General features: G+C 53.5%; 16 protein-coding genes. 6 read left to right on the forward strand and 10 right to left on the reverse strand.

All coding sequences use genetic code 11. The features are described from left to right. Positions 1–356: 356 nt before the first annotated feature. Genes BWI76_RS02060 through BWI76_RS02080 form a run of 5 tightly spaced genes read left to right on the forward strand, consistent with a single transcriptional unit; the run spans position 357 to position 5,907 of the window. Positions 357–893, forward strand: coding sequence for a fimbrial protein (locus BWI76_RS02060; RefSeq protein WP_004137506.1), 537 nt, complete (start codon positions 357–359; stop codon positions 891–893). A gap of 55 nt (positions 894–948) precedes the next feature. Beyond that, complete coding sequence (locus BWI76_RS02065; protein WP_004137503.1) at positions 949–1,635, forward strand: fimbrial assembly chaperone; 687 nt, start codon at positions 949–951, stop codon at positions 1,633–1,635. Next, entirely contained in the window at positions 1,589–4,180 is a 2,592-nt protein-coding gene (locus BWI76_RS02070; protein ID WP_064371514.1) for a fimbria/pilus outer membrane usher protein, read from the forward strand. Before BWI76_RS02065 ends, BWI76_RS02070 begins: the two co-directional genes overlap by 47 nt. 7 nt (positions 4,181–4,187) lie before the next feature. Then, a complete protein-coding gene (locus BWI76_RS02075; RefSeq protein WP_004137499.1) occupies positions 4,188–4,781 on the forward strand; it encodes a fimbrial protein in 594 nt (197 codons plus the stop codon). 22 nt (positions 4,782–4,803) lie between these two features. Beyond that, positions 4,804–5,907 (forward strand): type 1 fimbrial protein, encoded by a 1,104-nt coding sequence (locus BWI76_RS02080; RefSeq protein WP_049089212.1) that lies wholly within the window; start codon positions 4,804–4,806, stop codon positions 5,905–5,907. A gap of 42 nt (positions 5,908–5,949) precedes the next feature. Here the strand turns inward: BWI76_RS02080 and actP are convergent, their stop codons facing one another. The 3 genes from actP to acs form a co-directional block, all read right to left on the reverse strand. After that, entirely contained in the window at positions 5,950–7,599 is a 1,650-nt protein-coding gene (actP, locus tag BWI76_RS02085; RefSeq protein ID WP_004137497.1) for a cation/acetate symporter ActP, read from the reverse strand. Continuing rightward, positions 7,596–7,910 carry a DUF485 domain-containing protein gene (locus tag BWI76_RS02090; protein ID WP_004127871.1) on the reverse strand — a complete coding sequence of 105 codons (315 nt, stop codon included), beginning with the start codon at positions 7,908–7,910 and terminating at the stop codon, positions 7,596–7,598. Before BWI76_RS02090 ends, actP begins: the two co-directional genes overlap by 4 nt. A gap of 182 nt (positions 7,911–8,092) precedes the next feature. Next, the gene (acs, locus tag BWI76_RS02095) at positions 8,093–10,051 is read right to left on the reverse strand and encodes an acetate--CoA ligase (protein ID WP_004137496.1); all 1,959 of its coding nucleotides are present in this window, start codon (positions 10,049–10,051) and stop codon (positions 8,093–8,095) included. A 411-nt stretch (positions 10,052–10,462) separates the two neighbouring features. Here acs and gltP point away from each other — a divergent pair, with 411 nt between their 5' ends. Next, positions 10,463–11,776, forward strand: coding sequence for a glutamate/aspartate:proton symporter GltP (gene gltP, locus BWI76_RS02105; protein WP_004137495.1), 1,314 nt, complete (start codon positions 10,463–10,465; stop codon positions 11,774–11,776). A 36-nt stretch (positions 11,777–11,812) separates the two neighbouring features. Here gltP and BWI76_RS02110 read toward each other — a convergent pair whose 3' ends face one another. The 7 genes from BWI76_RS02110 to BWI76_RS02140 form a co-directional block, all read right to left on the reverse strand. Beyond that, complete coding sequence (locus BWI76_RS02110; RefSeq protein WP_024360207.1) at positions 11,813–12,496, reverse strand: tetratricopeptide repeat protein; 684 nt, start codon at positions 12,494–12,496, stop codon at positions 11,813–11,815. A gap of 203 nt (positions 12,497–12,699) precedes the next feature. Then, positions 12,700–14,847 carry a formate dehydrogenase subunit alpha gene (gene fdhF, locus BWI76_RS02115; protein ID WP_077598917.1) on the reverse strand — a complete coding sequence of 716 codons (2,148 nt, stop codon included), beginning with the start codon at positions 14,845–14,847 and terminating at the stop codon, positions 12,700–12,702. Between the two features lie 198 nt (positions 14,848–15,045). Continuing rightward, complete coding sequence (locus BWI76_RS02120; protein WP_004137490.1) at positions 15,046–16,509, reverse strand: MdtP family multidrug efflux transporter outer membrane subunit; 1,464 nt, start codon at positions 16,507–16,509, stop codon at positions 15,046–15,048. Continuing rightward, entirely contained in the window at positions 16,506–18,548 is a 2,043-nt protein-coding gene (mdtO, locus tag BWI76_RS02125) for a multidrug efflux transporter permease subunit MdtO (RefSeq protein WP_004137488.1), read from the reverse strand. The genes BWI76_RS02120 and mdtO overlap by 4 nt, the downstream gene beginning before the upstream one ends. Beyond that, on the reverse strand, positions 18,548–19,579 hold the full coding sequence (mdtN, locus tag BWI76_RS02130) for a multidrug transporter subunit MdtN (RefSeq protein ID WP_024360210.1): 1,032 nt from the start codon (positions 19,577–19,579) through the stop codon (positions 18,548–18,550). The genes mdtO and mdtN overlap by 1 nt, the downstream gene beginning before the upstream one ends. Before the next feature lie 19 nt (positions 19,580–19,598). Further along, positions 19,599–19,874: a YtcA family lipoprotein gene (locus BWI76_RS02135; protein WP_004137484.1), complete on the reverse strand. Its 276-nt coding sequence runs from the start codon at positions 19,872–19,874 to the stop codon at positions 19,599–19,601. Positions 19,875–20,094: 220 nt separating this feature from the next. Next, positions 20,095–22,080 (reverse strand): alkyl/aryl-sulfatase, encoded by a 1,986-nt coding sequence (locus BWI76_RS02140; protein WP_004137482.1) that lies wholly within the window; start codon positions 22,078–22,080, stop codon positions 20,095–20,097. Positions 22,081–22,361 lie beyond the last annotated feature (281 nt).

Consider the following 22,361-nt stretch of genomic DNA (forward strand, 5'->3'; position numbering starts at 1 on the left):
ATTAATTGTGACATTTTTTATGTGAATATATGAGATTTATAATCACCTGATTTTATTTGATTATTTTTAAATTATATTTAATGGTTATTAATGTGAACTATTTATGATCCTGAAGGACACCTTATCTCATTCTTGAGGATTTCCCTGCGTTGAGTTATATTTGGGCTGTGAGCTTTTATTAATGAATGGATTCATGTGGAAGTAAAGCTCTTGTATTTTAGTGAATATAATGCAAGCGATTCATTCCCCTAAAATATACCGGCGGTAGTTAAGTTGGTATCCAATCTCATTCGCTAATATATGCCCATAAACAATTGATGGATTGATTGTTCATCTGGATAAATAGGGGAATACAAATGAAAACCAATGTGAAAACGTTAGCTAAAATCCTGGCCTTATCTGCAGGATGCTCTCTGGTTGCAATGTCTCATGCGGATAACACCATAAAGTTCACCGGAACCGTTGCCGATACGACTTGTACCGCTACTATCGATAATGGCGTTACAGCTATTGAAATGGGCACTGTTTCGGTAGCAGATTTAAAAGCTAACACCTATAGCGCAGCAAAGAGTTTCTCTTTCACTTTGACCGGCTGCCCTACGGATGCTGGTGCACTGACTAAAGCCAAAATTACCTTTGGTGGTGAAGCAGATTCTTACAATAGTGATTATTTTAAAAACCAGGCTTCAGTGTCTCCAGCTACCAATGTTGCTGTCGCTATTTTTGATAACGCCGGAAATTTACAGAAGAACAATACCGAAGGTTCTGATGTGGATATTTCCACTGGCGAAGCCACCGTTCCGTTTACCGTAAAAATGGCTAAGTCTGGCGCCGCCGACCCAACTAAAGGTCCGGTAAGTACAACAGTAACTTATAACGTCACCTATTATTGATTAAGTGATAAATACATAAAGGGAAAGCAACTGCTTTCCCTGTTTGGACACGGTTATGAACAGATTATTATGCTTTGTCTTATTTTTTTTCTGCATTTCAGTATCGCAGGCGAGCGTGGTCGTTGGCGGTACGCGAGTTATTTTCGATGGAACAAAAAAGACCACGACGGTATCTGTTCAAAATAAAGATAATGTAACAAATATAGTGCAATCCTGGATCTCTATCGTTGATGATACCTCACCTGCGAAAGATTCATTTATTACTACCCCCCCTCTGTTCAGATTGAAAGCGGGCGAGCAGGGGTTTGTTCGCATTCTCCGCTCGGGTAAACCCCTACCGGAAGATCGGGAATCTATGTTTTGGCTCAACGTTAAAGGGATTCCGGCTATGGACAACGAACCAGACAAAAACATGGTGCAATTTGCAATTAATTCCCGGATTAAGCTTATTTATCGGCCCGCTGCCCTAAAAAACGTGATTCCGGAAAATTTCTCTGAAAAACTGCAGTGGTCCAGTGAAGGAAGAGAAATCAAGGTGAAAAATAACTCTCCATTATATATGAATTTCTCCGCAATTTATATTAATGGCAAGGCGCTACCTGAGGCGTGGTTTGTCGCTCCTTATTCAACAATAAAAATACCGGTAGCAAGTGCAACTTCGTCTGGGAAAAGAGAAGTCACATGGAGTGTGATCAATGATTATGGTATGTCAGGACCGAAATATACCGCCATCATCCAATAACGTAAGATGGAATCATGCATTTTCATTGAAAAGCAGCTATGTCGCCATCCTCTGCTGTCTTGGCGCATTTCCGTTATCGACTTCCGCTGGGGAATATTTTAATCCCCACTTACTTGAAGTCAATGAAACCGGCGCATCAGTCGTAGATTTATCCTATATTTCCCAGGCAAGCGTGCCTCCCGGTAAATATAACCTCGATGTCTATATTAACGAAAAATTTATTACCTCTGAATCTATCGTTTTTAAGCCGCAAAATGAAGGTGATGGCGCTTCTGCTCAGCCTTGTATCAGCGTAGCGCACCTAAAAGATTGGTCGATTAAAGTTGAAGACTACCCTGCGCTCACGGTGGCGGGCTCTGAATGCGCAAAATTGTCTGCGATCCCGGGATGGGAGACCTCGGTCTTGCTTCCACGCCAGCGAATCGATTTTACATTACCGCAGGTCGCCCTGCGGCACCGTCCGCAGGGTTACGTCCCGGAAAGCCTGTGGCAGCAGGGTATCACTGCCGGGCTGCTAAATTACAACATTTCCGGGCAAAAAACCGATCCGCGGCACGGTGGTGAATCGACATCCAGCCAGTTTGTCAGCTTGCAACCGGGGCTGAACGTAGGGCCGTGGCGTTTACGTAATTACAGTACCCTTAATCATAATGAGGACGGCAACCAGTGGGACTCCGTCTATAGCTATATTTCTCGCGATATCCACGCCCTGAAAGGCCAACTGATATTAGGGCAGACTTATACTTCATCAGGCATCTTTGACAGCATTAGCTTCAGCGGTTTGCAGTTGAACTCTGATAAAGAGATGCTGCCGGACAGCATGAATGGTTTTGCTCCCGTGATAAAAGGGATCGCCCGTACTACGGCGGACGTTACGGTCTATCAGAACGGATACAGCATCTATAAAACCACGGTCTCTCCTGGAGCATTCGAGATAAACGACCTTTACCCCACCGGGAGCGCGGGCGATCTCTTTGTTAAGGTGAAAGAATCTGATGGTAGTGAACAGAGCTTTGTTGTGCCTTTTGCCTCGCTGGCGATTCTGCAGCGAGAGGGGCAGGTAGAATATGCTTTCAGCAGCGGGAAAACTCGCTCCGGAAGCTCAGGCGGAAAAGAATTCAATTTCCTGCAGTCTACCGTCGCCTGGGGGGCATTGAGCAACGTCACGCTGTACGGTGGTTTTCAGCAGCTGGAAGATAAATATAGCAATGCGCTGCTGGGGGCCGGGTTTAATCTGGGTTCTGTCGGCGCGCTCTCATTTGATGCTTCCCAGTCCTGGGCTGAGATAAAAGAAAACCCGGAAGCGGATAAAACCTCTTCCAGCGAGGGGCAGTCTTACCGCGTGCGGTTTAGTAAAGACTTTCCATTAACGGGAACCAACTTTTCCGTCGCAGGGTATCGCTATTCAACGCATGGTTATTACTCTTTGCAGAATTTCATCGATAACGCCACAGCTAATAGCAGCTGTTGTTCATCAAACGGGCGGACGAAAAATCGCTTTGACGCCTCGGCCTCGCAGATTCTCTCAGGCTTTGGTTCACTCTCCCTGTCGCTGGTAAGCGAGTCTTACTGGGATGATTCACGTATGGAGTCACTGGGTGTCAGTTACAGCAATACCCTTGGGCAGGTGTCATATTTCATCAACTACTCCTATAACCGAAATGTGCAAAGCTCCAGCCAGAACAGCGACAGTTCGCCATCCAGCGATAATATTATCTCGCTCACGGTGAGCGTACCGTTTGGCGCGAATACCTCAGCCAACTACAACATGAACAGCAGCCGGATGGGGGACACTACCCACAGCCTTGGTTTGAGCGGCGCGGCTTTTGCGGACCGATCTCTGAACTGGAATGTGCAGGAAGGGTACAACGCCAGCGACAAGAGCACCTCAGGCAACGTCAACCTGAACTACCAGGGGTCTAAAGGCGAGGTGGCCGCCGGATATGGCTATGACAGCTATAGCTCTCACTATAATTACTCGCTGCGCGGCGGGATGCTCGCGCACTCCGGTGGAATAACGCTATCCCGTTATCTTGGAGAGAGCGTGGCGCTGATTGAAGCCCCCGGCGTCAGCGATGTGGCGGTACGCGGCCAGACCAACGTCATGACCGATTCCGCCGGATACGCTGTCGTGCCTTTTGTCCGGCCCTATCACGAAAATAGTCTCTCCCTTGATGAGCAGCAGGTCTCAGGAGCGGAAATTGATAACATCGTCAGAACGGTGGTACCGACACGTAACGCTATCGTCAAGGTTAAATATGATACCTGGATTGGCTATAAGGCAATGATGACCCTGCGCTTTGGTAACAAAGAAGTGCCTTTTGGCGCGATCGTTTCACTGAGTGATGAAAGCCTGGATGCTAAAGAGAGCAGAAGCGCTATTGTGGGTGATGCCGGGCAGGTTTATCTGACGGGTCTACCAGAAAAAGGCCGCATGTTGGTGAAATGGGGCGATGAACAGAATTCCCAATGCCGTTTTAATTATGATTTTTCAGGCAATAAATCAACCGACGATATTATTTTTTATCAGGCGAACTGTCGATGAGTAATCTATGAATAGACACCCTATTTTAACGGCGGGAATGAAGTACGCTTCACGGGCGAGGAATATCGCTCTTTTGGTATTATGCTGTACTATTCAGCTCTTCGTGAGCGCTGCGGCCTGGGCCTATGATGCCAATAGCACCGTGAATTTTAATGTTACCGGCACGATAGAAGAACCCTCCTGTGAGGTGTCGATAAAACCGTCTGAAAATATCGACTTAGGTACGGTATCTTATCAACATATGACCGGAAAAGCGGGCGCTAATAGCGAAAACGTCCCTGTTTATCTTCAGTTTGAAAATTGCGCTCAAGGTACAGCCTCGGTCACTATTACCTTCAGCGGCTCGGGGTATGATAGTACTTATTCAATGATATATAAAAATGCCCAGACCGATAGTAGCGGAGCGAAAGGCGTTGGTTTACAGCTATTTAGCCTCAAGGATTCAAAGTCTCTGGGGCCAGGTGATCAATATATCTACACATTCAGTGACGGCGAGGGCGGTCACACTTTTGACATGATTGCCAGAATGTATACCCCCTATGGCCAGATAACTGCCGGGGGCGTAATTTATGCCGCGACATTTAATGTGTCTTACAAATAATGCATAACGTGCAGGGAAAGATATGTTTAAGACTATTTTATTACTACTGGCGTTAGGCTTCCCTATTTATGGCTGGTCATGCGATACGGGCACTAATTATGGCGATGTGTCGATGACGAATCTACCTGAAAAAATATTGATTAATGCGGGAAGCTACTCGGCAGGAACGATTCTTTATGATTCAGGGCAAATAACGCGTTCGCAAACCAGCGTGCTTAACTGTCAAGGGAATATATACGCTCAATTTGCATGGTCTTCCGGGAATATCGTCTCATCTGTTAGCGATGGAATATATTCGACTAACGTACCAGGTATCGGTCTGCGGGTAAAAGTGTGGTTAAATATTACCGGGGAATATAATGGCGATTCTGATGATTTTAATGCCGATTATAGCCAACATTATATCGGTGATGCAGATATGTATTTGGGAAAACCAACTGGATTTCTTGATAGTTGGGCCAGCACAAATTATACGCCAAAATATCAGCTGCAGCTGGTTGCTACTGGCGGAGCGATAGCCAGCAATAGCGCCCTGACGTTGAAGGATCCCGTCTCATCGGTTTCGATTAGAGATGACAATAAGTTGATGGTTATTTCCCAACTGCACGTGAGCGGTACGACAAAAATCCAGCTGACGCCGATGGGCTGTACAGCGAGCACAACCGCGCTGAATTTTCCGATGGGCTCAGTTAACTCGAACGCGTTCAATCTCTCTGCTAAAGCCGGTTTTGCTCAGCAAACGCTTACCCTGAGCTGCGAGCCAGGAACCAACGTGACGATGCGTATTACGGCGACAGAAGCGGAAGGTGATAACCCTGATCATACCGTGATTGCGTTAACGCCTGGCGACAATGTCGCGACCGGCGTGGGGGTGCAGTTGAATATCAACGGCGCGCCGCTATCCGTAAACAATTCTACATACAGGGTCTTCGATGCCGTCAACAGAACGACGGTGACGAATCCCGGCGCAGAGGCTGGTTATACGATATTCGCCGATCCTGCTAACACCGGTGGAGCTGCGGCATCGAACCAGCTGGTATTTTCGACTAACTATTATAAAACCGGCTCTGAAATAACACCGGGAACGGCCAATGCCAGCGGAACGATAACCTTTAGCTATAATTAGAGTAAAGCGTTCCCCGACCATCGGGCCGGGGAACCGGTGTGATTAATGCGCCTGACCTTTCTCGATACCAATCCCGGTCTGCGAACGGATAAACTGGGCGCGGAACAGCTCGCGCTCGCGCGATCCTTCCGCGGAATTATCGGTTGCGGAGAAGAACCAGATACCGATGAAGGCAACGGCGATAGAGAACAGTGCCGGATATTCATACGGGAATATCGCCTTCTCGTGACCGAGGATCTGTACCCAGATTGTTGGGCCGAGGACCATCAGTATCACCGCGGTCAGCAGACCCAGCCAGCCGCCAATCATCGCTCCGCGGGTGGTCAGCTTCGACCAGTACATCGACAGGAGGATAATCGGGAAGTTACAGCTGGCGGCGATGGAGAACGCCAGGCCGACCATAAAGGCGATGTTCTGATTCTCGAACAGAATGCCCAGCAGAATCGCCACTACGCCAAGGATCAGCACGGTAATCTTCGAGACCTTCAGCTCCTGACGTTCGGTCGCGCCTTTACGGAACACGTTCGCGTACAGGTCGTGAGAGACCGCCGAAGCGCCCGCCAGCGTTAAACCGGCCACCACCGCCAGAATGGTAGCGAAGGCGACGGCCGAGATAAAGCCGAGGAACAGATTGCCGCCGACCGCGTCCGCCAGATGCACCGCCGCCATGTTGTTGCCGCCAATAAGCTGACCGGCCGCATCTTTGAACGCTGGATTCGCCCCCACCAGCATGATCGCGCCGAAGCCGATGATAAAGGTCAGAATATAGAAGTAACCCATAAAACCGGTGGCGTAAAACACGCTCTTACGCGCTTCTTTAGCGTCGCTTACGGTGAAGAAACGCATCAGAATATGCGGCAGGCCCGCGGTACCGAACATCAGCCCGAGGCCGAGCGACAGCGCCGATATCGGGTCTTTCACCAGTCCCCCTGGGCTCATAATCGCTGCGCCTTTCGGGTGGACCGCCATCGCTTCGCTGAACAGATTATTGAAGCTGAAGCCGACGTGCTTCATCACCATAAAGGCCATAAAGCTGGCGCCGAAAAGCAGCAGGACCGCTTTGATAATCTGCACCCAGGTGGTGGCGAGCATGCCGCCAAAGAGCACGTAGAGCACCATCAGCACGCCGACCAGGACGACCGCAATGTGGTAGTTGAGGCCGAACAGCAGCTGGATAAGCTTACCCGCGCCGACCATCTGGGCGATCAGATAGAGCGCCACCACCACCAGCGAACCGCAGGCGGAGAGGGTGCGAATCGGCCCCTGTTTAAGACGATAGGACGCCACGTCCGCAAACGTATAGCGCCCGAGGTTACGCAGGCGTTCGGCGATCAGGAATAAAATGATCGGCCAGCCGACGAGGAAACCGAGCGAGTAGATTAGCCCGTCGTAGCCGGAGGTGTAAACCAGCGCGGAAATGCCGAGGAACGAGGCCGCTGACATAAAGTCGCCGGCAATCGCCAGCCCGTTCTGGAAACCGGTGATATTGCCGCCCGCGGTGTAGTAATCGCTGCGCGAACGTACGCGTTTTGACGCCCAGTAAGTGATATAGAGCGTCAGGGCGACGAATATCAGGAACATGATAATCGCCTGCCAGTTGGTCGGCTGGCGCTGTACCGCGCCGGTGATAGCATCCGCGGCATTGGCGGTAAAAGGGAGCGTGGCGGCGAGCGCCGTCAGGACTTTCTTCATGATGCTTTAACCTCGCTGAGAATGCTCTTCGTCAGCCGATCAAATTCACCATTTGCCCGCCAGACGTATATTCCGGTTAATACGAAAGAGATAACGATCACGCCGATACCAATCGGAATACCCCGGGTGACGCTGGTGCCCGCATGCAGCGGTGTGCCCAGCCAGCCAGGGGCGAAGGCGATAAGCAGAATAAAGCCCACATATATCACCAGCATAATCAGTGACAGGATGGCGGCAAACCTTTGCCGGGCTGCAACAAGCTCCTTAAAATGCGCACTATTTTCTATCCGCTGACAAATCTGATCGTTCATCGTAGCGTCTCCAGAGGTTCCCTTTTGTCATTCACGCGCCGGTCGTCGGCAACACTCATCCGCCCGGCAGCTAACTGTCGGGAATCAGCCTGTTTACCGCATTCCTGCTACCTGAAATCCTTCGGGAGTATGTATTTATGTCCTCTCCCCCGAAGGGGAGAGGGTGTAGGGGATCGGTTGGTTTACGATGGCATCGCGATGGCCTGCTTCTCTTCGAGCAGTTTTTCCACCACGCCCGGATCGGCAAGCGTTGAGGTATCGCCGAGATTACTGGTATCGCCCGCGGCAATTTTGCGCAGAATACGGCGCATAATTTTGCCCGAACGGGTTTTCGGTAAGGAATCGGTCCAGTGCAGCACGTCCGGCGTCGCCAGCGGTCCGATCTCTTTACGTACCCAGTTGCGTACCTCGGCGTAGAGCTCCGGCGTCGGTTCTTCGCCATGGTTGAGGGTCACGTAGGCATAGATGGCCTGGCCCTTAATGTTATGCGGAATGCCGACCACCGCCGCTTCGGCGATTTTCGGATGCGACACTAGCGCCGATTCAATTTCGGCGGTACCCAGACGGTGGCCGGAAACGTTCAGCACGTCATCGACGCGACCGGTGATCCAGTAGTAGCCATCTTCGTCACGGCGCGCGCCGTCGCCGCTGAAGTACATATTTTTAAAAGTGGAAAAATAGGTCTGCTCGAAGCGTTCGTGGTCGCCAAAAAGCGTGCGCGCCTGACCCGGCCAGGAGTCGGCGATCGCCAGGTTGCCCTCGGTCGCACCTTCCAGCGGCGTGCCTTCATTATCTACCAGCACCGGCTGGACGCCGAAGAAGGGACGCGTGGCGGAGCCGGCTTTTAGCTCGATGGCGCCGGGCAGCGGGGTGATCATAAAGCCGCCGGTTTCGGTCTGCCACCAGGTATCCATCACCGGGCACTTCTCGTTGCCGATTTTCTTCCAGTACCACTCCCAGGCTTCCGGGTTAATCGGTTCGCCGACGGAGCCGAGTATGCGCAGGGAAGAGCGGTCGGTACCTTCGATAGCCTTATCGCCTTCCGCCATCAGCGCGCGGATCGCCGTAGGGGCGGTATAAAGAATGTTGACCTGATGCTTATCCACCACCTGGCACATGCGCGCCGGGGTCGGCCAGTTCGGTACGCCTTCGAACATCAGCGTCGTCGCGCCGCAGGCCAGCGGGCCATACAGCAGGTAGCTGTGACCGGTGACCCAGCCGACGTCGGCGGTACACCAGTAGATGTCGCCCGGATGGTAGTCGAACACGTATTTAAAAGTCGAGGCCGCATAGACCAGGTAGCCGCCAGTGGTGTGCAGCACGCCTTTTGGCTTACCGGTGGAACCGGAGGTATACAGGATGAACAGCGGATCTTCGGCGTTCATCTCTTCAGGCTGGTGTTCCGCGCTGGCTTTCTCAATCAGATCGCTCCACCACAGGTCGCGCCCTTCCTGCCAGTCGATTTTGCCGCCGGTACGCTTGAGCACCACCACATTTTCGATACTTTTGACGTTCGGATTCTTCAGCGCGTCATCGACGTTCTTCTTCAGCGGGATCGCGCGACCGGCGCGCAGCCCTTCATCAGCGGTGATCACCAGGCGGGAGTTTGAATCGATAATACGTCCGGCGACCGCTTCCGGCGAGAAGCCGCCGAAAATCACCGAATGGATAGCGCCGATGCGGGCGCAGGCCAGCATGGCCACCGCCGCTTCCGGCACCATCGGCATATAGATAGCGACAACATCGCCCTTTTTAATGCCGAGATCGAGCAGGACGTTGGCAAAGCGGCAGACATCGCGGTGTAGCTCGCGATAAGTGATGTTTTTGCTCTGGCTGGCGTCATCGCCCTCCCAGACGATGGCCGTCTGGTCGCCGCGCTCCGCCAGATGGCGATCGAGGCAGTTAGCGGCGAGGTTCAGCGTGCCGTCTTCGTACCATTTAATCGAAATATTGCCCGGCGCGAATGAGGTGTTTTTCACGCGCGTGTAGGGTTTCATCCAGTCAAGGATTTTGCCCTGCTCGCCCCAGAAGGCATCAGGGTCGGTGACGGACTGCTGATACTGCGCCTGGTACTGTTCCGGGTTAATCAGGCAACGTTCCGCAATAGTAGCGGGAATAGGGTGTTTATGTATTTGGCTCATGGCTTTTTTTCTCCTGTAGGTTGTTAAATATATGTCAAATAAACGTTAATAGTAGGGGCTTTGGCGGCTTTGTTTGCTATTTGGGGGGCAGATCACGCAATAAATAAATTGAATGAAAAGCAATCAAATGAAACTTTGAGGTGAAATAATTTCAGAAATGGATTTATAGAAATTGAATATATTAAATATTTTTTATAACAAATACTTATGCAACATAAGGTGGGGATATTAGCGGGTTTATGCATAAAATCAGAGTAAACCGCTGTTCTTAAAGACTTGCGCAGCATGCCGTGCAAATGATACTGATATTGCGCGTTAAATAACCCTATAAAGCAACGCAACACAATTCATACCCCTTTCAGTGGGCGCCATTACCTCCTGGAATGGTGCCTTTCATTGAGGAAGTCTGTAGTGAAGAAAAAAACAAAAGTCAGCATGGCCTGGCAAATTTTGCTGGCCCTGGTGCTGGGCATACTTCTGGGCAGTTACCTGCATTACCACGCCGAAAGCCGTGATTGGCTGATCTCGAATCTGCTGACCCCGGCGGGCGATATCTTTATCCATCTGATTAAAATGATCGTCGTACCGATCGTTATTTCGACCCTGGTGGTCGGTATTGCGGGCGTGGGCGATGCGAAGCAGCTGGGCCGTATCGGCGCGAAAACCATTATCTATTTTGAAGTGATCACCACGGTGGCTATCGTGCTGGGGATTACCCTGGCCAACGTCTTCCAGCCGGGGAGCGGGATCGATATGTCGCAGCTGGCGGCGGTGGATATTTCAAAGTATCAAAACACCACGGCGGAAGTGCAGAGCCACGCGCATGGCCTGATGGGCACGATCCTCTCGCTGGTACCGACCAATATCGTGGCCTCGATGGCGAAAGGCGACATGCTGCCGATCATCTTCTTCTCGGTGCTGTTTGGTCTCGGCCTCTCCTCGCTGCCCGCCACCCACCGCGAACCGCTGGTTACGGTGTTCCGCTCTATCTCTGAAACCATGTTCAAAGTGACGCACATGGTGATGCGCTATGCGCCAGTCGGCGTGTTCGCGCTGATCTCGGTGACCGTGGCGACCTTCGGCTTCGCTTCGCTGTGGCCGCTGGCGAAGCTGGTGATTCTGGTTTACTTCGCGATCCTGTTCTTCGCGCTGGTGGTTTTAGGCATCGTGGCGCGGGTGTGCGGACTGAGCATCTGGACCCTGATCCGCATTCTGAAGGATGAGCTGATTCTGGCCTACTCTACCGCCAGCTCCGAGAGCGTGCTGCCGCGTATTATTGAGAAGATGGAAGCCTATGGCGCGCCGGCGTCGATCACCAGCTTCGTGGTGCCGACCGGCTACTCGTTTAACCTCGATGGCTCAACGCTGTATCAGAGCATTGCGGCGATCTTTATTGCCCAGCTGTACGGTATCGACCTCTCCATCTGGCAGGAAATTACCCTCGTGCTGACGCTGATGGTGACGTCGAAAGGGATTGCCGGCGTGCCGGGCGTCTCCTTCGTGGTGCTGCTGGCGACGCTGGGCAGCGTGGGCATTCCGCTGGAAGGTCTGGCCTTTATCGCCGGCGTTGACCGTATCCTTGATATGGCGCGTACCGCGCTGAACGTGGTGGGTAACGCGCTGGCGGTGCTGGTTATCGCCAAGTGGGAACATAAATTTGACCGCAAAAAAGCGCTGGCGTATGAGCGTGAAGTGCTGGGCAAATTTGATAAAACGGCGCAATAAAACAGCAGGCCCGGTGACATCGCACCGGGCTTTTTCTTATCGTTTACTGATCCTGTCGAACTCTTCACAGCCGGTATCAAACCCCTCCTGACAGCTGACGTTGAGCCAGTGCAGCGCTTTTTGCTTGTTCGGTTCGATAAAGCCTTTTTCTCCCTGCTGGAAAAGCATCCCGGCCCAGTACTCGGCGTAGCCGGTGCGGGAGAGGGCGGAGCTCTCTTTGAAATACTGCGTCGCTTTTGCGTCATCCTCCGGCGGATGAACGCCGCTGGCGTAGATCAGCCCCAGCAGCATCTGGGCATCGACGGCGGAGTCGCTTTCCGGATCCTGGGCGGCATGCTGTAACAGGGAGATGGCGTGCGGATAGTTCGGCGTACCGGCCTGCTGATTTACCAGCACCCGGGCGAGGACTATTTCTCCCGCCCTGCTACCCGTCTGGATGGATTTTTCCGCCAGCGCTTTCGCCTGGAGATAGTCGGCCTGCTGCGGGTTACGGATTTTGAGCTGGGCCAGCAGCGCCAGCGCATCGCCGTCGCCGTTGTCCGCAGCTTTTTGCGCCCAGTATTCGGCCTGCGGAAAATCGCCGAAGCTAACGTAGGTATCCGCCAGGTAATACTGCGCGCGCGGGTCGCCCGCTTCGGCCTGCGGTTTGTATTGGCTGCCGGGTTCCATGGCGCCTGCGGCGACGCTTGCCATCACCAGCAGTAAAAAGAGGTATTTCATTTTTTATTATCGGTAGAGGACATAGTGAGCAGTATAAAGGCAGGTGAAGGAGAAGAAAACGACGGGAACTTGTGGGGAATACTTATGTTTTACCCGAAGAGTCGTGCCGTCTGTTTCCCGGGGGCGGCGTAAACGCCTTGCCCGGGCTACGGATTCTGTAGCCCGGACAGGTGCGAAGCGCCGCCTCCGGGGAGGCGGCCTGATTAGCCCAGCGCGCTTTCGCGCAGACGGGTTTTCAGCTTGTTGTACTCGTCAATCACGTACTGCTCGGCGGCCCGCTGGTCGGCAATCGGCTCAATGTTGACGGCGCAGTACTTGTACTCCGGGGTTTTGGTTATCGGGCTCAGGTTCTCGGAAACCAGCTCGTTACAGGCGCCAATCCACCACTGGTAGGTCATATAAACCGCCCCTTTATTTGGGCGATCGCTGACCTGCGCGCGGGTGATGATTTTGCCTTTACGCGAGTTCACCCACACCAGCGCTTCATCCTCAATGCCTAAACGCTCGGCATCGGCGGTGTTGATCTGCGCGTAGCCCGGTTCATCCGCCAGCGCGGCCAGCGCCGCACAGTTGCCGGTCATCGAACGACACGAGTAGTGGCCGACTTCACGCACCGTCGACAGCACCATCGGATACTCGTCGGTGAGCTTGTCAATCGGCGCGACCCAGTCGCAGGTGAAGAACTGCGCCAGACCGTTCGGGGTATCAAACTTCTCTTTAAACAGATAAGAAGTCCCCTGGTCAGCGTCGGACTCATCGCGGCATGGCCACATCACGTAGCCCAGCTCGCCCATTTTCTCGTAGGTGGCGCCGTAGAAATCCGGGCACAGATGACGCAACTCGTCCCAGATCTCCTGGGTGTTGTTGTAGTGCATCTTATAGCCCATACGGGTGGCGATTTCGCTGATGATCTGCCAGTCGGTTTTCAGGTCCCACTTCGGCTCTACCGCTTTAAAGAAGCGCTGGAAGCCGCGGTCCGCTGCGGTATAGACGCCTTCATGCTCGCCCCACGAGGTGGACGGCAGGATGACGTCGGCCGCTGAGGCGGTTTTGGTCATGAAAATATCCTGGACGATAACCAGTTCCAGATCGTCGAAAGCCTTACGCACGGCGGACAGCTCGGCGTCGGTCTGGAGTGGATCTTCCCCCATGATGTACGCTGCCCGCACTTCGCCGTGCGCCGCGCGGTGCGGCAGCTCGCTGATGCGATAACCGGTATGTTCCGGCAGGCTTTCAACGCCCCAGGCTTTGGCGAACTTCTCGCGATTTTCCGGGAACTTGACGTACTGATAGCCCGGATAGGTATCCGGCAGCGCGCCCATATCGCAGGCGCCCTGAACGTTGTTCTGGCCACGTACCGGGTTAACGCCGACGCTCGGCTTGCCGAGGTTGCCGGTCAGGATCGCCAGGCTGGTCAGCGAACGCACGGTCTCCACGCCCTGATAGAACTGGGTCACGCCCATCCCCCACAGGATCGCGGCGGACTTTGCGTTGGCGTACATGCGGGCGCAGGCGCGGATCTCCTGAGCGCTGACGCCGGTAATCTCTTCCACCGACTCCGGCGTATAGCCTTCGACGATTTTGCGATACTCTTCGAAGCCCTCGGAACGGCTGGCGACGAAGGATTTATCGTAGAGATCCTCTTCGATAATGACATGCCCGATGGCGTTGAGCAGCGCGATGTTCGAGCCGTTTTTCAGCGCAATGTGCATATCGGCGATGCGCGCGGTTTCGATTTTACGCGGATCGCAGACGATGATTTTCGCCCCATTGCGTTTGGCGTTAATCACGTGATTCGCCACAATAGGGTGTGAATCTGCCGGGTTGTACCCGAAGATAAACACGAGGTCGGTGTTGTCGATCTCGGTGATGGCATTACTCATAGCGCCGTTACCGACCGATTGGTGCAGACCTGCAACCGAAGGGCCGTGTCAGACGCGAGCGCAGCAGTCAACGTTATTGGTACCAATAACGGCGCGCGCGAATTTTTGCATCACATAGTTGGTTTCATTACCCGTCCCACGGGACGAACCGGTAGTCTGAATCGCGTCCGGGCCATACTTCTCTTTAATGGCGCTGAGACGAGTGGCGACGTAGTCGAGCGCCTCATCCCAGGAGACGGATTCCAGTTTGCCGCCACGCTGGCGACGGATCATGGGGGTTTTTAGGCGCGGGGTCAGGATCTGGGTATCGTTAATAAAGTCCCAGCCATAATAGCCTTTCAGACACAGGGTACCCTGGTTGGTTTTCCCCTGTGCCGCCTCAGCCCGGACGATTTTGCCGTTATCGACCACCAGGTTAATTTTGCAACCTGATGCGCAATACGGGCAAACCGTGACGACTTTTTTCATCGGTCTTGCTCCAGTTAATCAATTGGCGCACACGCGCTATCGCGCCATCAATATGCATCTTCTATGCCATGTTTTCATTGTGGGTATCGACTGATAATACGTCGTTTTTTTGGGCGAAATGATGACGAAAAGCAGGCTATCGTCAGTTTTGACGTGTCGATGAAAATACCGCGCGACGGACGTCACGCGGCGTGAGGGTTATTTTTTGGCTACCGGCGCCTGGTAGCCGCCGCCCAGCGTTTTGATCAGCTGAATACTCTGAACTACACGCCGGGAATCGAGTATCAGTAACGACATCTCTTCCGCCAGCACCGGCAGTCTGGCTTCGGTCGCCAGCAAACGGCTGCTAAGCCCGCGTTTATAGGCCGCTTCGGCGGCGGCTTGGGTGTAGCGGAAAGCGCTGACCCGCTCAGCCTGCATTGTGCGCTCATCGTTCAGCGTTTGCAGGCGCGTGCCGTTGATAGCGACATCGCGCACGGCGTCGAGCACCGACTGGTTATAGCGCTCAATCAGCATGTTGCTGGAGGCGCGGGTGCTCTCGAGGTTCGCATTCAGGCGTCCGCCATCAAACAGCGGCAGCGTCAGGCCAGGAATAAAGTTGATCTGCTTGCTGCGGTTTTCGAACAGTTTATCCAGGTGAATGGAATCGACGCCGAAGAACGCTTTGATATCAAAGCTCGGGTAGAACAGGGCGCGCGCGGCGTTCACCTGATTCAGCGAAGCCTGGACATACCAGCGCATAGCCTGTAGATCCGGACGTCGGGCCAGCAAATCGTAGGAGAGCGTGGCTGGAATACCGGTTTGCACCCGCGGCAGAGATACGGGCTTGATCGCAGGGAGATCGCCAGCCCCCGCGCCGATCAGGGCGCGCAGAGTTTCACGAGTTTCGACGATCTGCCCTTTTACCGCGGCGATCTGTTTATCGACCGCCAGCACCTGCGCTCGGGCGCCGTGATAAGGCACCTGCGCCTCCAGGCCATGGGCAACCTTACTCTGGTGCGCTTCTACCGCATACTCAATGACTTCGCGGGTTTGTTGCAACAGGTCGAGCATCTGATAGCTGGCCTGCATGCTGTAGTAAAGCTGAGCGACGCCGGTGGAGATCGCTAGCTCTACGGTGGCTGTCTCGGCGACTGCGGCGTTTTGCGCGCCGATAGCCGCAGCAACGGCCGAACGGTGGACGCCCCATAAATCCAGATCCAGACCGGCGAGCAGCCCAACGGTGCCCTCGGTATAGTAGGGGCCGTCCATCGGCATGAGCCGACTGTCGGATTGGTCGGCGAACGGGCCAAGGAAACCATTGGTCGAAACGCGCTGGCGGTTGAGCATCCCCATGGCGGCAACCTGAAGCTGCGTACCGGCTTCCAGCAGATCGGCCTGCGATTGCGCTTTTTCTTCACGCAGTTTCGCTTCGGCAAGCGTGTGCGACCCGGAAAGCGAGCGCTGAATTAAGGCGTCCAGCTGCGGGTCATTGAACTGACGCCACCACTGCGCCTGCGGCCATCCCTGGCTGGCGAGATGGATATCGCTGGCCAGCTTAATCTGCTCTGGCTGCAGCTGTTGATGCGGCGTGAAATCTTTGCGCACCAGCGCGCAGCCGGAAAGCGCCGTAGCGCTACCGAGCAGGCCGCAGAGTAGTAAGCGTGAAAGGTTACGGGTCATAGTTGAGCGGCTCCTTGCACTTGCTCTTCGGCTGGCGTCAGCGCCGGGCGAGTCCAGTCCGGTAAACGGGCCATTTGCTGCATGACGCGTTGCTCCTGTTGATATAGCGTGGGTGAAATGGCGGTGTCGATAAGCTCGATGACCGGGGGCGTGCTGGCTGCGGCGGCCAGCCCGGCGGCGTATTTTTCCAGGGCATCGGCAAAACGCCCGGCCCGCTCCTGCAATAGCGAATTATCCAGCGCCTGGGCGTCATTCCAGGCGGCATCCCAGGCGTAGAGGATTTCGCGCCCCTGCTGAATAACCGCCTGGCTACGTTTCACCAGCAGCAGACGCTGGTCATCGTCAAGCTGGCGCTCCAGCGCCACCCGCTCGCAGATCTCTTCGCAGCTATTCAACGCCGCATGAACGCCGACGCGCAGTTGCAGATAGGTTCGCTGCGCGGCGGCTTCCTGCTGGCGCGGAACGCGGAGCAATTTGCCAAGCAGACCCAGCGCGCCCGCCAGCTTTTGCGGCAGCGTTTTCGCTTCGCTTTCCGGCCAGATAAAGGTGTAAAGCACCGCTGAAACGACGATGCCAATCATAATACCGAAGGCGCGATCGCGGATTTCCGCCAGGTCGTAAATCGGACCGAAGGCATTTTCCAGCGTCGCCAGCGCGAAGGTGACCACCATTTGCGTACCGATGTATGAAGAACGTTCTGAGCCGGTGGCGATCCATGACGCGATAAGAAAAACCGGCGCCAGCACCAGCAGCAGTTCGACGATATTATCCAGCCAGGGCATCACAAAAATGGTCATCAGCAGAGCGAGGATCGCGCCGCAGAATGCGCCGCCGAAGCGCAGGGTCATTTTCTGATACGACGAGCCGAGATTGGGGTTAGCGACGATGATGCAGGTCAGCATGCAGGTGTGAATCCCTTCCCAATCGACGCCGGAATAAAAGACGTAGCAGATCATGCACGCCAGCAGCGTTTTCAGGGCGTAACGAATATAGTTCGGATTAGTGAAAGCATCCGGCGCCATGGAGGGTGGTTTGGTTGCAGGCGTGGGCGGCGTGTCCGGGTCCATTTGACCCAGCTGTCGCAGAATCTGACAGGCATTCTCCAGCCCGCATTCGCGTGCCGCAGCGGTCTCTTCAGCGCTCAGTTGCCACTCGCTATGCCAGGTCTCCCCGTCGCTAATGGCGTTTTTCAGGGCGGCGATTTCGCTTTGCAGCTTTTGCCGTAGAGAATCGATTGTCTGATTTTTGGCAAAGGCGGCGGCGTCGTAGCGGTTCAGCGTGGCGTAAAGGTAGGTCACCGTCGTGACGCAGGTTTGCCACCATGCGCTTCTTGCTCGCCAGTCGGCATCATCGGCCATACAGAAGACGTTCAGTTTTTGCAGCGCTAACGCTTCCTGTTCAATGCGCTTTTCAGGTAGCGGTTCGGCGGATTGCGTCAGGCGGCTGGCGGCGTCATCAAGCCGCGCGCACAGGGCTGCGCGCATCTGATCCGCCGCGCGGGCGGGAAACCACAGGACGCCGATCAGTACCATCAGCAGCGTCGGGTAGAGTCCCACGACGATACACCATAGCGTCAGACGAACGACGACTTCGGGGTAATCGAGCATTCCGGGGAAAGATTGCCCGTAGATTGAAACAATCGCCACGGCGAAGAAGACCAGCCCCAGGCGATGGGCGCGCATCATAAACATACAGCCCAGCAAAATTACGCCAGCGACGATCAGCCGCACGAGCGGATAGCTATAAGACCATTTGTAGATCAGAAATAAGCTGCCGATCTCCATCGCCGTGGCCACCACGAACAGGATCGCCACGAATTTGGTATAGAAAGCATTGGACTGGATGCCGTAAAACAGCACCGCCAGCGAAAGCGCCAGAAAGGGGATCTCGAAGGTCATTGAGATCAGCACCACCAGCAGGCAGCCAACCCAAAGCTGCATGGTTTGCGGCACTCTGCCGGGGCGCTCTTCGCTTAATTCCTCGCGAAAAAAAGCCAGCGCTTTGACCAGCGGCAGCGGCAGGTAATTAAGCGCGTTCATCATTGCGGCTCGAGAGTGGCGACCGCCGATGCGCCGATGCGGAACATCTCTGCGTCGGGTTTATCCACCATGATTTTTACCGGGAAGCGCTGGGCCACGCGAACCCAGTTAATCGAACGGGAAACCCGCGGCAGACCGCCCAGCACCAGACCGCCGTCGTCAGGCAGTACGCCGTAGCCGACGGAATCGACTTTACCGGCGAAGGTTTTGCCGCTGTCGCTCATCAGACGAATAGTCGCGGGTGTACCGGTGTGGATGTTTTTCAACTCCGTTTCGCGGAAGTTGGCGATGACGTACCAGTGGCGGGTATCAATCAGGGTAAAGAGCGGACGCATAGCGGAGGCAAACTGGCCGATGGAGGTTTTTAATGCGACCACCCGTCCATCGAACGGTGCGCGAACCGTCGCCATTTCAAGATGTAGTTTAGTGAGCGCGATATCTGCTTCAACGGCGACTCGCTGGGCAACCAGCGCATCGATGCCGCTGACCGCGCTGGCGGCCTGTTGCGCCTGGAGCAATACCGCATTAAGGTCGGCTGCGGCGGCGCGCTGCGCCGTTCTGGCGCGATCGACATCCTCTGCGGAAACAAAACCTTCCTTGAGCAACGGCTCGGTGCGGCGCAGGGTATCGCTGGCCTGTTTAGCCGCCGCGCGGGCTTTGGCGACCGTCGCCTGAACGGAGTCAGCGCCATATTTTTGCGCGTCTACGCTGCGCTGGGTGAGCATAATCTGTTTATCCAGCGCGGCAAGAGAAGCTTCGGCCTTCGCCAGGTTCATTTCATAGGTTCGGGGATCGATGCGAAACAGCAGATCGCCCTGCTTGACCTGCTGGTTATCGCTAACCGCCAGTTCGACAATGCGGCCGCTGACTTCCGGAACCACATCAATCGTATCCGCTGAAGCGTAGGCGTCGTTAGTAGCGGGCGCGCTATCCAGTCGCCAGATGACAACGAGTAAAACGACGACGGCCAGTAGTACCAGAAGCAGAGCCGGTAATTTATTGCGAGGAATTTTTTTCGACGAACTTTCCATGAGTGCATCTCAATAGGGGTTAGAAAAATACCAGCCAGAACAGCATGGAGTAGAGAGCAAAAAGGGCGGTATAAATAACGCCTGCAAGCGCTGGCATTTTATATTTGAGCAGAACAACCCGCCGCGTGATGAGCGTAAGGATGACTCCGGCAATAATGCAGAAGAGCCATCCAGGATAATAGGCGCCAATGACCGGAATTGCCGGAGATAATGTACATCCCGTCAACAATGCGGCCGGAGTGAGCCAGCATATATTTTTTAGCTGCATCACAATACTGGATTTAACCGTTTGCATAATGAAATACATCCTGTCTATTGCGAAAAATATCCCGTGTGAATGTAAAACAGGAAAAAGAGGTCACAGTATCCCCATTTTTAATTGAGAGTGAAATGTCTTTATTAATCATCCGCATTCATGACTTATTTATATTTTTTATTGTTTTTAGGTGTTTATATTTCCCTCATGGATGTATTCGCTTCCGGAAAAGAATAGAAATTTCCGGAAGCGAGCCTGATTAATTAGGCGTAACGATATTCACCCACAGTTCAAATTGATCGAGCGTGGAGAAGATTTCATCCAGCTTTGCCGCATCGCCGGTGACTTTGGCTTTCCCTGTTTTCAGCAGATCGGCCATTTTGGCCTGGCCGGTCAACACGTCGTGCAGGTCAGCACGGCTGATAGTGAAGGATGCATCGGGCTTCTGCTGAGAAGCCTGGCGATAGTTGAGCACGCTATTGTTCAGCGTCAGATTCAGGGTTTCGCCTCGATCAAGATTGAAATTCAGGCTGATATTTTTGCCTGCCGCTTTCTCGCTATCCAGACGGACTGCCATGTAATCAAACAGCATTTCGACCGTCATACCCTTGATGGTGTCGGGTGAATTTGAGGTATTGTGGGTGAGTTTATGCACGCCTTCGCGCAGCTCTTTCGCGCCGGTTAAGTAGAAACCGCGCCAGGTTGCGGACTCCGCCTGATAACCCAATTGCTCAAAGGAATTCGCTTGCAGATCTTTTGCCGCCTGGTTTTGCGGTTCGGCGGCAATCACCTGCTTGAGCAGTTCTGACGTCCAGCGATAGTCGCCCTTTTCATAAGCTTTTTGCGCCAGCTCAATTGCCTGTTTTGCGCCGCCCAGCGCTTCGACGTAGCGTTTACCCATATCGACCTGGCCGTAGGGGTTGAGGTTGGCCGGGTTGCCGTCAAAGTAACCGAGATAGAAGTTATAAACCGCGCGGGCGTTGTGGCTTACGGAACCATAGTAGCCGCGGCTGGCCCAGTTATTCTCCAGCGCTGGGGGCAACTTAATCATGTTGCCGATTTCGTTCATCGTATAGCCCTGATTAGCCAGATGGAGCGTCTGGTCATGGATATACTTGATGGTGTCGCGATATTTGCCGATATAGTCGTTAATGTGCTGGTTACCCCAGACCGGCCAGGTATGCGGCATAAACAGTACTTCAGCCTGACTGCCCCACATATCGAGCGTTTCATTCAGGTAATCGGTCCATTTACTGGTATCGCGCGTTTTAGCGCCGCGCAGGGTGTAGAAGTTATGCAGCGTATGGGTGGTATTTTCTGCGGTACATAATGCTTTAAGCGCCGGGATATAGAAGTGCATTTCTGATGGCGCCTCGCTGCCCGGCGCCATTAAAAAGTCAAATTCCAGGCCATCGATATTCAGTTTTTCACCGGTTTTGGTTATCGATTTGGTCGGGGCGATGATCGTTGGGTTGCCCGCACTGATGGTGACGCCCAGACCGTTGCCGATATTGCCCTGAGCGTTATGGGGTAGCAACAGACCATAAGAGTAGAGAACCCGGCGGTTCATAATATTCCCGGCCAGCACGTTTTCGCTGATGGCTTCTTCCATAAACCCGGCTGGAGCAATAACCTGCACTTTGCCTGTTTTAACATCCTCTTCGCTGACGATACCTTTGACGCCGCCATAGTGATCGGTGTGGCTATGGGTATAGATGACGGCAACAATAGGTTTTTGCGGGCGATGCTGATAGTAGAGGTCGAGGCTGGATTTTGCGGCCTCCGGGCTGACAAGGGGATCAACAACGATGATACCCGTATCGCCTTCAATAAAGGTAATATTGGAAATATCCTGGCCGCGGACCTGATACATGCGTTCGGTGACTTTAAACAGGCCGGAAATACCGTTGATTTGCGACTGCCGCCACAGGCTGGGGTTCACCGTGTCGGGGGCTGGCGCATTGATATCGAATTTATAATCCTCCCCCCGATAATAGGTTTTCCCATCAGCATTTTTCAGAATACCTTGATTGAGAAGCGGGGCGATAAATCCCCGCTGCGCATCATCAAAGTCCTGACGGTCGTTAAAGGGTAGCGACTGAGTATATTGCTGGTTAATTTGCTGCGTATATTGCGTGGCTGGCTGGGCGGTTTCGCTCGCAAAAGAGGTGTTAACTAATAACCCTGTTGCGACAGCAATGGCAATAAAAGTCCTGTTCAAACGGAATAACTGCAAGTTATTCATATAAATCTCCATTTATCATTTGTATTGTGAATTTATTTAGTTAAAAGAAGGGCTGCTTTATTTCTTTCCCATAATAAGATGTTTTTTTATGTTTATAGAATAAGAAATGTGAGATGGGCACCTCTTTTTATGAGGTATTTGTGCGGATTGCGATAGGGTGATTAATGAAGTTATTACATTCAATTATGATTTATAAAATCAGGGGCATTTAACTGCATATGATTTATGGTCATATTATGGGCCAGATACCGATATGAGCGGCATCCGGCCTGACGTTAAAT

This window comes from Klebsiella sp. M5al (assembly GCF_002090195.1).
GTDB classification, from domain to species: Bacteria; Pseudomonadota; Gammaproteobacteria; order Enterobacterales; family Enterobacteriaceae; genus Klebsiella; species Klebsiella grimontii.